Raw genomic sequence first — 12,931 nt, 5'->3', positions numbered from 1 at the left:
CGATGAATTTACCGAATCAGCTCGCGTATAAACGATCTCTTCACCCTGGCCCTGCCGTCTTTTTCTATGAGGACGCAGAAGAGAAACAGCACCCTCTCACGATTGAACGTACAAAAATCAGAGGAAGTAAGAGCGGTTTTTCCGAGGCTTATCAGATCAAAAAGGATAAAGCGGCTGAATCAGGGATCAGCGTATCACTCAAAGCCGATGCCACAACTCAAAAGCTGTCGTCGGGGAATCCACACACCATTGATACCTGCTATTTGCCACCAGAAGCTAAAACTCTGATTTGCCAGTTTTCCTTAAGGATCGTCGCCAATAGCCTGAAACCGGATACCTGTTCAGATGAAGAGTTCTGGAACAATCTTATGACTTTCACCCGCCTCTATAAACAAGCGGGGGGATACTCCGAGCTGGCAGAACGCTACACCAAGAATATTCTGTCAGGTGCATGGCTTTGGCGGAACAGAGAGACCGCTGCATTCGAGATCACTGTAGAGACCTCAGAAGGCAACACCTATACCCTGCCAAATGCACATCTACAATTCCCGGATATTGCATGGAAAAAAGACACTGCAAAGATATTAAAGGGACTTGCTACAGAGATTGAAACAGCTTTAACTTCTCCAAGATATTATTGGAGTGCCGAAATAGCGGCGCGTTTGAAACCAGGATTTTGTGCCGAGATATTCCCCAGCCAATGCTTTACGGACACCAGTGATTCAGATGCAAGTAAGGTATTGGCGACAATTCACCATCAGGGAGTTCAGACGGCCTGCATGACAGCCGACAAAGTTAATGCCGCTATTCAGCTTGTTGATAACTGGTACAGCGATGATCCCAATACGATCTCACTTCGGGTAAACGAATACGGTTCTGACAGCCATCGAAATATCGCTTACCGCCACCCTTCCACACAGCTCGATTTCTACACCTTACTTCAGGGGATTGATGAACATATCTCAGTTCTGGAAAACGCCAAAACGCCGAAAGATATACCCGCATCGATCCACTATATAACGTCAGTTTTAACCAAAGGAGGCATGTTCCAGGGAGGAAAAGCGAAGTGAAGTGGCACTACTTTGTAATTCGATATATTTCCTCTGATACGGATGAATTTCTGCTTGCCGGGCGTTGTATTCTGACACTGCATCATTTTCTCTATCGCAACAAAGCTAACAGTATTGGCGTTCATTTCCCGGACTGGAGTGATCAGTCTGTTGGTAAATGCATCGCCTTTATGTCAGAAAACGAAGATCTGCTTACCTGGTTTAAAAAGGAGCGCTACTTTCAGACAATGACTGAAAACGATCTCTTTGAAATAACTGAAATCGAACAAGCATCACTGACCGATAAACAGGGCGTGGCATTCGTAAGAAACCAACTAGCCGGCAAGCTGACCCCGGCATCGAAAGCTCGCCGGATCAGAAGAGCAAAGAGACGAGCAGAAGCCAGAGGAGAGGTCTATATTCCCAGAAATCAAGAGCCGGGAAGAGAGATCGATCACTTCCACAGTATTCCCATGGAAAGCACAAGTACAGGCAAGGCATTTACTCTTTTCGTTGGAAGAGTCGCAGAAGCCGTTAGCAACTTGTCTCTACAAACCTTCAACGGTTATGGGCTATCATCTCAGAATGAGCAATTGGTACTGCTACCAATGATTTCATAAACGCCTGAAAACCCATTGATTTCAAGTAGTTACAATTAGGCTGGATTTTTTGGGTAAAACAACTAGATTAAACATAACTCTTTGAGTTTAAAGATAGAATTTTAGAGTACTCATAGTGATCTGCCGCATAGGCAGTTGGTAATGCCTTACACCGTTCTGACCGGTAACCACTCCTGTGATCTGCCGCATAGGCAGTTGGTAATGAACCGTAGTGCATGATACTACCGTCAAGATCGTGATCTGCCGCATAGGCAGTTGGTAATTGCTAGTCCCTAACGAGCATGGGGAAGAACGTGTGATCTGCCGCATAGGCAGTTGGTAATACTATCCCGTATGAATAGGGATGGTATTCAGAGTGATCTGCCGCATAGGCAGTTGGTAATAGAGTACAGTTTTGCTGAAATCTAGTTACAGGTTGATCTGCCGCATAGGCAGTTGGTGAATACAGTCAAAAGCCGAGAAGAGTCTCTCTTCTCATTGCGAATGATAGTAGAAATATAGACCAAAGCCCCAGTATAACTCAGACTCTGTCAATTGGATTAGCCCGTTTGAAATCTTCTCATTCTAGAAATGGTATCTTAACTGATAGCGATAACAGGTTTCACTAAATCCCCAAAGACATGGAAGGCCATACTGATGCTGACTCCCTGCGATAGGATTGTTTCCTGGGCCATCTCCTTGAAGTGAAATAGCTTTATCACTTTTTTACAAGGCTTATTGGGCGATCCAGCGCTTTTAGCGCGCAACTTCTTCAAACGGCAACTCTTACCTAATACGAACCATATTTCACATGCCATTTATAAAAGTCTGATCAAAGTTCAGGAACAGACGCTCCCACATCAGCTTGTTTCAAAATCGCCATAATCTAGCTATCGGTATAACGTAACCTTTTCATGCTAAACCTAATACGTATAAGCTACGAGAAAATTCTACTTTTGAGCACCGCGACTTTTCAGGGGAATTAAACCTGAGAATCTTTGCGGCAACATGTGGAGAACAAAGGCACATTAAGAACCTAATTGAGTACGCATATCAACTATGCTGGGCTCAAGAGGAACCAATTAGCCTGAAAATATATGACGAAGCTTATAGAAACCTCTATCCGGCTTCTGACTATCAACCATTCCAAGGCGAATTAGAGAAGGTTAACTTTAGAGAAATAGAGATGAGTTCTCGATATATACGCGGCGACTCAATGTACCCAGCACACATCGAACCAGCAAAACTATCACAGTACTATTCTTTGAGCGAGTTACTCAGCAAGTCCTAAGCTTTAATCAACTTCAACAAGTTTAAGATATTTCATCAAATATCCATCGGCTAATATTTCCTTCGTGGCTTCGATGGCCACGTCTTTATCTATCACATCAGCATTGAAAATACTGATTAGGTCATTGTCTCTTGGGTTTTCCTGATAAGCTGTTATTAGCTCTTTGTTAAAAACAAAGTAGAAGGCAATCAAACCCATTGCGAAACAGTTAGCCTTTCCCATACCGATAAAACTTGCTAACTGGTCGATTGCCATTCCCTTAGTGACTTCCATGCATTGATGAAATTTCGACAATGCCAAAATCGCCTGAATACCATCCATTCTGAGGTATAAATGTTCCTCTGATTTCATAATCAGTTCCTCTGGCACTGTCTTCATTTGTCTTGGTTAAACCTTGAGACGACTCAGTTGATCATCTAAAAGCCCAACTACTAGAGTCAGTTCCTGACGAACACCATCAATGCTATGGGCCTGATCATTCAGCTCTTTGGCGGTATCACCAATACCAACGATACTTTGGCTGATCTCAGCATTGACCTGACTTTGCTCTTCAGCCGCCGATGCTACCTGAACTGTGTTATCGGCGATCAGGTTAACCTGAGCAGCCAACTCTCTCAGGCTTTCGACACTGTCTGAAATACTCTGAGTGGTCTCTTCGGATCGGCTGCGGTTAGCTTCAATCTGCTCAACAGCTTCCCGAACGTTGCTCTGCAAACGCTTAACCAGCTCGTTGATCTCTTCTGTGGATTTTTGCGTGTTAGCCGCCAGCGTTCGAACCTCATCCGCAACCACGGCAAAGCCACGTCCCTGCTCACCGGCACGGGCTGCCTCAATGGCCGCATTCAAAGCCAAAAGATTAGTCTGCTCAGCAATATCAGAAATAGTACTCACAATCTGATTAATATCTTCACTGCGGGCAGAAACTCTCGCGATACGTTCGCTGTTTTCCGCCATCGCCTGAGCAATGGTTTGCACCAGTTCAACACTATGATCAAAGCTTGACTGAGTGTTATGCAAAATCTTTTCAGAGACCTGAGTCCCTTCCGCACTGGTAGAAGCCAGACGAGCTACTTCGGCGCTAGTGGACGCCATCTCTTCCATCGCCGTTGCCACACTGTCAGTCTCAGCGGTCTGGCGGGCAATGGTTTCTGTAGTGATGGTAGTGGCTTCGCTCAGCAGATTAGTCTGTTTCTGCACCTGCAGACTCTGCTCCTGCAGCGCCAAAATCATCTCCCTCAGCTTGGCGATAAACTGGTTAATGCCCTGACTAATCTCAATCAGCTCGCGATGGTTTTCAATCTTCAGGGTCTGAGTGAGATCACCATCAGCACTACTCAGGTTGAACACACGTTCACGCATCTGGTTCAGAGGTCGGGTAATGGTGCCAACAAAGATCACAATGGCTGCAGCTGCAACACCGATAATCACCAGTGAAAAGACAAACTGTGTACCCATGGTATTACGGACATCCGTCTGCAGATCCGCTTTCAACTGATTAACCCCGGCAAAAGCAACCGACTCAGGAACAGTCATCACCAGTCGCCAATAGGTATCCGGTGCTTCAATATGAATGGGACGCTCAGCAACGAGCAGCTGATTAAATTCAAAAATCTCACCATTCTTACCTTGCAGTGCCTGAGCAAAACCCTGATCTGCCTCGCTCAACGGACGGGAAAGTTTCTGAGCATACTGACTACTTGCCACAATGCGGCCTTTAGCGGTAATCAGATGAAGCTGAGCTTTACCCTCAAACAACTTGGCAGACATCTCTTTCATCCGCTTTTGCAGTACCGGAAGATTGATATCGGAACCGGCAACCCCCACAAAGCGCCCATCTTTCTTGATCGGCGTTACCAGACTGGTCATCAGCACTTCATTGCCGGGCTCAATCTCGTAGAGATAAGGCTCAACAATACAGGTTTTACCTGTCTCATAACTGCAGAGATACCACTCAGATTCCCGATCTCCCAGATCATTAGGAGTCTCAGAATATTTGGAATTTGGATCTTCGGTAGGATAGTGATTCAGAGTGCCATTTTCGCGCACCCAGTAGGTTTCTAACGTGCCTATAAATGTGGTGTGCTCACCCGATCCGATCATCGCGGCGTCATTATCGCCATAACCATTTTTCTCAAACTGGATATAACCGGAGCTGACCAGAGGATTAGCCGCCACAGCCTGACGAACCAGCGCCTGTACTTCGTCACGACTCAGACGCTTTTCGGGTTCATGCATACCAAAAGTGACCGCATGATTCATATTAACCGGAGTATCAAACGCCCGGTTCATATAGCTGCCAACATCACTGGCAACGCGGTAGGAGGCCTGTTCCAGAATATCGAAAACCCGCTCACGACTGGAGACGGATATCTGGCTAATCACCTCCTCAGAGGTGTGTTTCATTGCATTGGTGCCCACCCAGGACATACCGCCCAGAGCAACAACTAATAAAAGCAAGGAGAACAGCAGAAGTTTGTTTCTTAACGACCATGTTTTCATAATCTTGAGGCTCTTCGGCTAAGGTTAGGCAGTCATGAGAAAAAAAGGCGGCACACTGCACGTATAGTCGGGAGAGTACCCTAAGCATCCCATATTCTTATGATGCCGGATGTTACGAATAATTACACTAATTAAGGCGCTACTGATATCAAGTTGCTAAGTTATTAAGGTCTATTATTGAGACGCTAATCACTCATTCAACAGAAAATCTAAAAGCTCATCAAGAGCCATTGGTTTGGCAAAATAATATCCTTGGATGTAGTGGCACTCATTTTGTATGAGCCAATCTGCTTGTTCCTTATTTTCAGCACCTTCAGCGACGATAGCCAAGTCCAGCCCTTTAGCCATACCAATAATAGAGTTTGCAATACAGCAATCACTTTCATCGCTGGGCAACCCATCAACAAATGAGCGGTCGATTTTAATTTTTGACACAGGGAGGTGCTTCAACCTCGCAAGTGATGAGTAGCCTGTTCCAAAATCATCAATTGAGAACCTAACCCCCAGTTCTGCAATTGCATTTAATTGTTGCACCACCAGCTTCGTATCATAGCTAATTAATTCTTCGACGATTTCTAGTTCAAGTAACTCACCAGGTATCTCATACTTAGTAAGTAATGAAGCAATCAGCTTCAAAATTGTTTTGCTATAAAGCTGCTCAGATGAAAGATTTACAGAAATCCACGAAAGCTGTCTCAAACGTTCATTTTCAGCAATATCTTTAAGAACTTGCGATACCATCAACTCCCCGAGCAAGGGCATGATTCTCATTTCAGTTGCTAATGGGAGGAAAAAAGCAGGGGAAAGCACTCCTCGATTAGGGTGATTCCACCTTACTAGCGCTTCTAAGCCAGCAACTTTGCCGGTAGAACTATCGACAATGGGTTGGTAGAAAGGAACTAATTGCTCTTCGGCCAGAGCATGCAATAAATCATTTTCGGAGTCTTTGCGTGAACGAAGCTCACTCAGCCATTGTTCGTCATAAATAGCATGGGAACCAACACCACTGATTTTGGCTCTTGCTAAAGCTATCTCTGCCTTTCGGACCAAGCTATCAATACTTGTCCTAGAGTCCGATGTCTCAACGGCTCCCAAAGACACTGTAAACTCAATTCTCCCACTGGGAAGTACCAAGGCTTGCCGACCAACGAGGTTCATCACCTCTGCAATAATTTGCTCCATAGATCCATCGATACAGGGAATCCACAAAGCAAATAAATCCCCGGAAATTCGAGCAGGATATGAGGTTTGAATGTCTTGAAGGGAGCGAAGGCTACTAGAGAACTCTTTTAAAACCTCATTCGCTTGGTTATAGCCAATCGCATCGTTTATATCCTTGAATCTATCCACTCCAAAGACAAAGAGAGCCTTGCGTTGGTACATATCAATGGCAGAAGCTTCATCGAGTCTATTCTGGAATGCGATTCGATTTTCTAAGCCAGTTAGGGGGTCAATACTATTTGCCTGTTTCAGTTTCTCGGAAGCTTTTTGCCAAGCTCTATGCTCTAGCGCCAAGGAGATTTTATCGGCAACAGCAATGATGAAAGAGACCTCATCAACACTCCACTCTCTATCCTGCTGAGAGTCTTCAACGCACAAAACTCCATGCTGCCCATCAGAAGAATAAATAGGCGTATCCACCATAGAATATATGCCCATCGGAGATAGATATTTTTCGGTGAATTCTGAAGTCGCGTAATGCTGACGTGCATCATTGGCGACAATGACTCGGTTTGAGGACATTGCCTCGAAATATCGAGGGAAGTCCTCTATGCCGAGCTCCAAGCCCGAATCAATCTTTTCTGAACAGAAGTCATAAAGGCAATAACAAACAATCTTTGTCCGCTCAGGGTTATACCGCCAGGCACTCACACGAGCAGCATTCAACTGGAGACTGGCTAACCGAAGTAGCATTTCGACCTTCTGTCGTACTCCGCCGCGTAAATATGCAGAGTCGTCGCAAATTTGAATTAACGAACTATGGAAGCGTTCTAATTGTTTTGTCCGACCCATTTGCCCCCCGTGGCGCCAGAAACCAATAATTAATATGCACAATTAGCAAAAAGAGCTAAGCTAATTTCAATAGGTACGCCCTCCAAACCTAAATAACCTACGGATTAAAGGTAGCAGAATGGAAGCCTTTGATGTGATGTACAGTTTATGTCGTTATCATAATTACTCACAAGATGAGACTGAATCAGCCTATCACCTGTTACTCCAAGCCGAAGCACTCGAAAACATCGCAAATCCATTACTTACCGGATTTTTATGTTTTTACAGAGCCCATGACACAGACATTGCTAAAAAAATCTTAAGTCAGTCAACTACTGCAGAATAGGTCATTGAGAAGGTATCCCAAAAAGAGAAAAAAATCTTCCCGAAACAGCTAGCAGCAACACTTCGTAAAATCAAGGAGTCATGATCTGCCATGTGTAATGACTGTTACATTCTGTAGTGTAAGTAATCACATACATAGCCTATAACTACAACTAAATTGTCTAAGGCTAACAATTACCATGACTAATCAGGACATCTCAGAAAAGGCTCTATCTTCTTGCATATCAGTGCGTTATGAGCCAAGTTCAGTCAAATCCAGCGAGTTCCATTTGTCCTGCAATGAGATCAATCACATTTATCATAACTTTCTCAAGGGGCATATTTTGGCGGGTAGCATCACCCAACAAGAAGCGTTGAGAGCTTTAAGTGAGAGTTTTATGATCTGCGGCGAAAAGTGCGGCCGAGAGGAGTTATATACTACTCTCGCAGAGTTATTGAATATTGAGATTTTATAGGGATATAGACTCGAATATTTTTAACATCCTACCCTGTAGTCTCGGATACCTCTATGCTTTATAAGAATAAACAGTATCTACTAATCGTTACCATTCTGTCGTTGCTTTTCTGGGTAGGGATAACCTTCCTTATTCATACCTTTTCCAATCTATACCAACAACAGGAGATGGAAGAAACTAAGTCGGAGTCTCAAAAAAGTGTCGCCTTAGTCAGGGCTAATTTCGAAGCTTTCGTATTTCAGACCGTATATACCGCTGATAGCCTCGCAACTATCATCATGTTAAACCCAAAGCTTGCTCTTGAAAATTGGGATACCATTGCAAAGGCTCTCATCGATAAATCAAAGTACATCCGAAGTGTTGGGGTTGCTCCGAATAATATTATTTCTCATGTTTACCCCCTAAAAGGGAACGAGAAAGCCCTAGGATTTGATCTAAGAGACCGTCCAGAACAATTCACCTCAGCAATGCGAGCTAAAGAACTTCAGGAAGTTTATCTGGATGGCCCCCTCGAATTGGTACAGGGTGGACAAGCGCTTATTGCACGTTTCCCCATTTTTCTTGATGCCCCCTTAAACAACGAGTATTGGGGGACCGTCAGCGTTGTCTTGGACTATGAACTCATCATGGAAGATAGCGGAATATACCGATTAGATGGCTTGGCAACGGCCATCCGCAGATATTATCAGCACTTAAAAGACCCTGTGGTCTTTTTTGGCAATGCACAGTTATTCACTTCTCCTGACTTAGTCCTCCCAATACTTTTGCCAAATTCAAAGTTTGAAATTGCCGGTCAGTACAACTTTGATGACAGCGCATCAATTGAGTGGTCAAGGAGGATTATCTTCGTCGTCGGGGTATCTGTAGCCTTAGTGCTTTTTGTATCGGCTTTGCTGTTGCTCAGAGCATTGAGTTTAACAAGAGACGCATCGCTTCAGGATGAGCTTACCAAGTTGCCGAACAGACGTTTCTTTATGAATTACCTGGGACAAAGACTGACCGGCGACAAGAAATCAGAATTTACACTTCTCAACATTGACCTAAATGACTTTAAAGCTATCAATGATACCTACGGGCATGAGGTTGGAGATCATTTTCTGATTCATGTCAGTCAACTCTTGAGATCTTCCGTCCGATCCTCAGACTTCGTAGCGAGGATGGGCGGAGACGAGTTTATGATCGTACTTGACCGAATAGCAGAGCCAAATAAGGTCGACTCCTTGATCGAAAAACTGAAGCTACGCTGCCAATCGGAACCTATACGCTACCAAAGTCATTTAATAAGGCCGTCTTTGAGTATAGGTTCAGCAACTCGGTCAGCCGGAAGTAAAATATCTATCAAAGAATTATTAGCCGAATCCGATAAGAGAATGTATTTCGACAAACAGCTATCCAAGCAGATCGAATGATCCGCTTAGTCTGTTATAAAACCTCTGATTTGGTACGTATTTGATACTATGCTAGGCACACTCTGTTTCTGCCTTGATGTTTAGCTGCATACAAGGCCATATCAGCATTTTTAAGGCTTCTCGCATAATCTGGGTGACCACAAAATCCGGCTACCCCAAAGGACATGGTCACATTGACTGATCGGTGGCTTTCCAACTCCACTGTTAGTGACTCAACTTTCTGTCTAATCTTATCTGCAAGATCGTATGCATCTTGCGAAGAGGATTCAGGCATCAGAATTAGAAACTCTTCACCACCATATCTAAAACAGTAATCACTTACTCTTATCGTTTCTCTGAGTACACGAGCTACTTGCTTCAGAACTGCATCCCCAGCCGCATGGCCATAAATATCATTAATTCTCTTAAAGTGATCAATATCACACATGATTAATACATAGTGCTTTCCCGTCGCCAAAGACATTTGCGTCTCTTTCTGAAGAACAGGAGACATGTGCTTCCGTTCAATGAGCTGAGTTAGGGAGTCCACTTTGGAGGCATGGCTCAACAACGAGCTGGACAGCTCGGACAGTAACCAACCTATTTCATTGGCTGCTCTACTGAGCTCATTAGACACCCTTTTGCGATACTCACCCTCGTTTGTCTTGTTATCACTCATTGAGAGCATTTCAGAAGAAAGTAGGCGCATTCTATTTTTGATTCTTTCACAGATATCAGACTTCGGAGTTAACAACTCCATTTTATGGTTAACCCATAAACCAAATTCTGAACGCTCCATTGAATCAGAAGAAAGCATGCCTCCTGACATCACAGAAAGGATACTGTCACTCAACCAACTAAACAGATCCGAGCGAATTCTCTCAATTTCTAACGCAATATCTTGTCCCGAAAGGTTAAGTCTAAGAGACATTGCGCTTCTCTCATTCTCAACCATGTCGTGCATATAAGCTTGGTTGATCATGCTAAGGCATGCTTCAAGTATGCTGTTAACTAAGCGTATAGCCTCTGCGAGATGCTCCCGATCCATATCAGACTGAACCAAAAGTTCAAAGCAGCCGTTCTTTACCATCAGCATTGCATTATCGACTATTGGCATAGGGACATCGATACGAGCATGCACCTGACCAATTTGTAACTGCCGTTCAGTTAAATGCTCCATCTCATGACGTTCTTTAGGAGAGAGAATTTCCTCAAGCCACTGCTCTAAACTTCCCTTCAAACGTGTCTCGACCTGATCACTATCTAAGAACTGGCGCGCTGACTTATCTTCTAGAAGCTCCGAATAAAACACATCGACAACATCTAAAAACCTAGGCTGAATAATTGCGTTTACTTCAGCCAAAATTCGATTGTTATCTGGAGTATAAAGATTTGTCAGATAATATTTTTCTAGTCCATTCATGAAAATACGCGCCTAATCTATTGTCTCAATTGACCATTCTAACCACATATTGAGAGAGTAGAAATTAACATTCATACAGAAAATTCCTTATCCCGGCTCACAACAAAACTTTCTAGCAGTCTTTCCTTGAATGCTTTGAGCTGAAGATCAATAGCTCTGGTGCTAGCATCTTCCCTTACACTTAAATACAGTTCTGCCCCACCAACGTCAGAGCTCCCCCCCCAAATCGGCAGGCTGAGGATAAGCAGCTGAATGCGATACCGACGCAACATGCTTAGTCAGATAAACTTCATCAACACGACTCGATAGCTCATAAAAATAACAACCTGGCACATCTTCATTTAATCGCTCTGCATACTCGACCAAACTTGGTTCGGCAAGCATATAGAGGTAAGCCTGATTCTCTTGATCTGGCGTAGTTCGTATAACCCTGCCAGTGATCTGTCGGAAATAGAGCTCTGTGGTTACATCCGTGAGATGGCAACAAACCTGCAAGCGCGGAATATCAGTACCTTCAGCGATCATCGCAATACTGATAATCCACTCTGCATCACCGTTTTTGAAGTCATCAATCAGGTCAGTGGAATCGTCCTGATAGCAGGAAACTACCGTCGCCATTTTGCCGAATGCTGACGCAAGTAACTCTTGAATTTGAATCGCATGCTCATAGGAAGAGGCCACAATAAGCCCACCGGCATGAGGGGATGTTTTACGGAGCTCAGAGAGCTTTGAAACACTCCTGCCAAGAAGATATTCAATGATTTCAGGATGCTTAATAAGGTTCCGATATCCAAGTTCACCGCTCTCAAGCAATGCAGCTATATCCTGATACGTCGTGAACTCCTGCTGACGTTTAACAGTAATATCTTCAATATCAATTGCTGTGACCTGCGGCATTCTGCACACACCATCTCTGATCGCTTCGGCCAAACCATAGGAAAAGTCACAGAGGATGTTTCCTTCTGGATCGGCATAACGGGCAAAAGGGAGGGGGAGCGTATCGGTTCTCCATGGTGTACCGGTCAAAGAAAGCGTGTAAGTTGCCAGTTCCTGAATACTGGTCAGAAGGTGCAATCCCCAGCTATTCGATTCAGAGACACTATCACCTGCACAGTGGTGAATTTCATCAAATACGACCAGCACACGGCTATTGCGAAGGTCATTAATCAGTTGGTTGGCACTGATCAACGAGTGATAGGTCCTAGAGACACCTACTGAGCCTAATCTCCCATGAAATGGTCTCTCCAGAACTGACCTAAAGGCATCTTCAATGCCTGAAGCAACAATCCGAGACGGAGAAAAACAAACGACATAATCTATCTGGTCGTTGGTGATAAGCTGTTTCGCAACATGAGCTGCCAGCTTGGTTTTACCTGCTCCTGGGGACGCCAAAACTAAAAAATGAGGCTGAGTTTGATAGGCAACTATAGCCTGTTCGAGGCAGTGTTGCTGCCAGCCTCTCAACATAGTGCGGTTGTCTCCGTAGAAGTCGCATCAATAATTTTCTGGATCGCATTCAGCTTGCCATAGAGTAGCGCAGCGGAGTCTCTGGATTGGCCCAGCAGATCCAAAATAACCCTTTTAGCCTCTGGAAATTTTCCCAAATAATCCTGAAAAGCCTCAACCTCACCCATGGCTAATTTCAACTCAGCAGACAATCTCTCTTTCTCGTGCTGAAGTGACGACGCGCAGACTGTAGTTGCTTCAGATGGATCGTCTTTTTTATCCTGAGCTCTAGCAGGGTCAACCAATAGTTCTAACAGAGCTTCGCTAAAAACATATCTTGTGGAATTTCGCGGTCCTTCAGAGCGAACCAGGTGCTTCTTCTTGAGCTATAGAACTGTTTTCTCAGCAACCATCATCTTCTGGTACCTCCATAAATCCATTAAA

10 protein-coding genes and 1 CRISPR repeat array are annotated in these 12,931 nt (G+C 44.2%); of the genes, 4 read left to right on the top strand and 6 right to left on the bottom strand.

The window, feature by feature from the left end; genetic code table 11:
• Positions 1 to 2: 2 nt before the first annotated feature.
• A complete protein-coding gene (csy3, locus tag AC4GL5_RS04375) occupies positions 3 to 1,070 on the top strand; it encodes a type I-F CRISPR-associated protein Csy3 (protein WP_490381572.1) in 1,068 nt (355 codons plus the stop codon).
• Positions 1,067 to 1,669 (top strand): type I-F CRISPR-associated endoribonuclease Cas6/Csy4, encoded by a 603-nt coding sequence (cas6f, locus tag AC4GL5_RS04370; protein WP_490381571.1) that lies wholly within the window; start codon positions 1,067 to 1,069, stop codon positions 1,667 to 1,669. Before csy3 ends, cas6f begins: the two co-directional genes overlap by 4 nt.
• 115 nt (positions 1,670 to 1,784) lie before the next feature.
• Positions 1,785 to 2,112: a CRISPR direct-repeat array (repeat unit 28 nt; unit sequence GTGATCTGCCGCATAGGCAGTTGGTAAT).
• Positions 2,113 to 2,942: 830 nt separating this feature from the next.
• On the opposite strand, the gene AC4GL5_RS04365 is transcribed toward cas6f, so the two are convergent.
• The 3 genes from AC4GL5_RS04365 to AC4GL5_RS04355 form a co-directional block, all read right to left on the bottom strand.
• Positions 2,943 to 3,290, bottom strand: coding sequence for a hypothetical protein (locus AC4GL5_RS04365; RefSeq protein WP_490381570.1), 348 nt, complete (start codon positions 3,288 to 3,290; stop codon positions 2,943 to 2,945).
• Between the two features lie 36 nt (positions 3,291 to 3,326).
• Positions 3,327 to 5,438, bottom strand: coding sequence for a methyl-accepting chemotaxis protein (locus AC4GL5_RS04360; RefSeq protein ID WP_490381569.1), 2,112 nt, complete (start codon positions 5,436 to 5,438; stop codon positions 3,327 to 3,329).
• 189 nt (positions 5,439 to 5,627) lie between these two features.
• The gene (locus tag AC4GL5_RS04355; RefSeq protein ID WP_490381568.1) at positions 5,628 to 7,352 is read right to left on the bottom strand and encodes a sensor domain-containing phosphodiesterase; all 1,725 of its coding nucleotides are present in this window, start codon (positions 7,350 to 7,352) and stop codon (positions 5,628 to 5,630) included.
• A gap of 217 nt (positions 7,353 to 7,569) precedes the next feature.
• Here AC4GL5_RS04355 and AC4GL5_RS04350 point away from each other — a divergent pair, with 217 nt between their 5' ends.
• Both AC4GL5_RS04350 and AC4GL5_RS04345 read left to right on the top strand, forming a co-directional pair.
• Positions 7,570 to 7,776, top strand: a complete 207-nt coding sequence (locus AC4GL5_RS04350) for a hypothetical protein (RefSeq protein WP_490381567.1) — start codon at positions 7,570 to 7,572, stop codon at positions 7,774 to 7,776.
• 507 nt (positions 7,777 to 8,283) lie between these two features.
• Positions 8,284 to 9,639 carry a diguanylate cyclase domain-containing protein gene (locus AC4GL5_RS04345; protein WP_490381566.1) on the top strand — a complete coding sequence of 452 codons (1,356 nt, stop codon included), beginning with the start codon at positions 8,284 to 8,286 and terminating at the stop codon, positions 9,637 to 9,639.
• A 46-nt stretch (positions 9,640 to 9,685) separates the two neighbouring features.
• Here AC4GL5_RS04345 and AC4GL5_RS04340 read toward each other — a convergent pair whose 3' ends face one another.
• The 3 genes from AC4GL5_RS04340 to AC4GL5_RS04330 all read right to left on the bottom strand — a co-directional run bounded on the left by AC4GL5_RS04340 (position 9,686) and on the right by AC4GL5_RS04330 (position 12,792).
• Entirely contained in the window at positions 9,686 to 11,041 is a 1,356-nt protein-coding gene (locus tag AC4GL5_RS04340; RefSeq protein ID WP_490381565.1) for a diguanylate cyclase, read from the bottom strand.
• Positions 11,042 to 11,248: 207 nt separating this feature from the next.
• Complete coding sequence (locus AC4GL5_RS04335; protein WP_490381564.1) at positions 11,249 to 12,508, bottom strand: DEAD/DEAH box helicase; 1,260 nt, start codon at positions 12,506 to 12,508, stop codon at positions 11,249 to 11,251.
• Entirely contained in the window at positions 12,502 to 12,792 is a 291-nt protein-coding gene (locus tag AC4GL5_RS04330) for a VspR family transcription factor (RefSeq protein ID WP_490381563.1), read from the bottom strand. Before AC4GL5_RS04330 ends, AC4GL5_RS04335 begins: the two co-directional genes overlap by 7 nt.
• Positions 12,793 to 12,931: the final 139 nt, after the last annotated feature.

The sequence above is a fragment of the Oceanospirillum sp. genome, assembly GCF_982874595.1.
Note: the sequence above shows the minus strand (reverse complement) of the source record. Positions and strands in the feature narration are given on the sequence as shown.

Excerpts from the sequence above, each read along its gene's own strand:
- AC4GL5_RS04360 (WP_490381569.1), bottom strand. The coding sequence starts at position 5,438 with ATGAAAACATGGTCGTTAAGAAACAAACTTCTGCTGTTCTCCTTGCTT.
- AC4GL5_RS04340 (WP_490381565.1), bottom strand. The coding sequence starts at position 11,041 with ATGAATGGACTAGAAAAATATTATCTGACAAATCTTTATACTCCAGAT.
- AC4GL5_RS04355 (WP_490381568.1), bottom strand. The coding sequence starts at position 7,352 with ATGCTACTTCGGTTAGCCAGTCTCCAGTTGAATGCTGCTCGTGTGAGT.
- AC4GL5_RS04345 (WP_490381566.1), top strand. The coding sequence starts at position 8,284 with ATGCTTTATAAGAATAAACAGTATCTACTAATCGTTACCATTCTGTCG.
- AC4GL5_RS04365 (WP_490381570.1), bottom strand. The coding sequence starts at position 3,290 with ATGAAATCAGAGGAACATTTATACCTCAGAATGGATGGTATTCAGGCG.
- AC4GL5_RS04350 (WP_490381567.1), top strand. The coding sequence starts at position 7,570 with ATGGAAGCCTTTGATGTGATGTACAGTTTATGTCGTTATCATAATTAC.
- AC4GL5_RS04335 (WP_490381564.1), bottom strand. The coding sequence starts at position 12,508 with ATGTTGAGAGGCTGGCAGCAACACTGCCTCGAACAGGCTATAGTTGCC.
- csy3 (WP_490381572.1), top strand. The coding sequence starts at position 3 with ATGAATTTACCGAATCAGCTCGCGTATAAACGATCTCTTCACCCTGGC.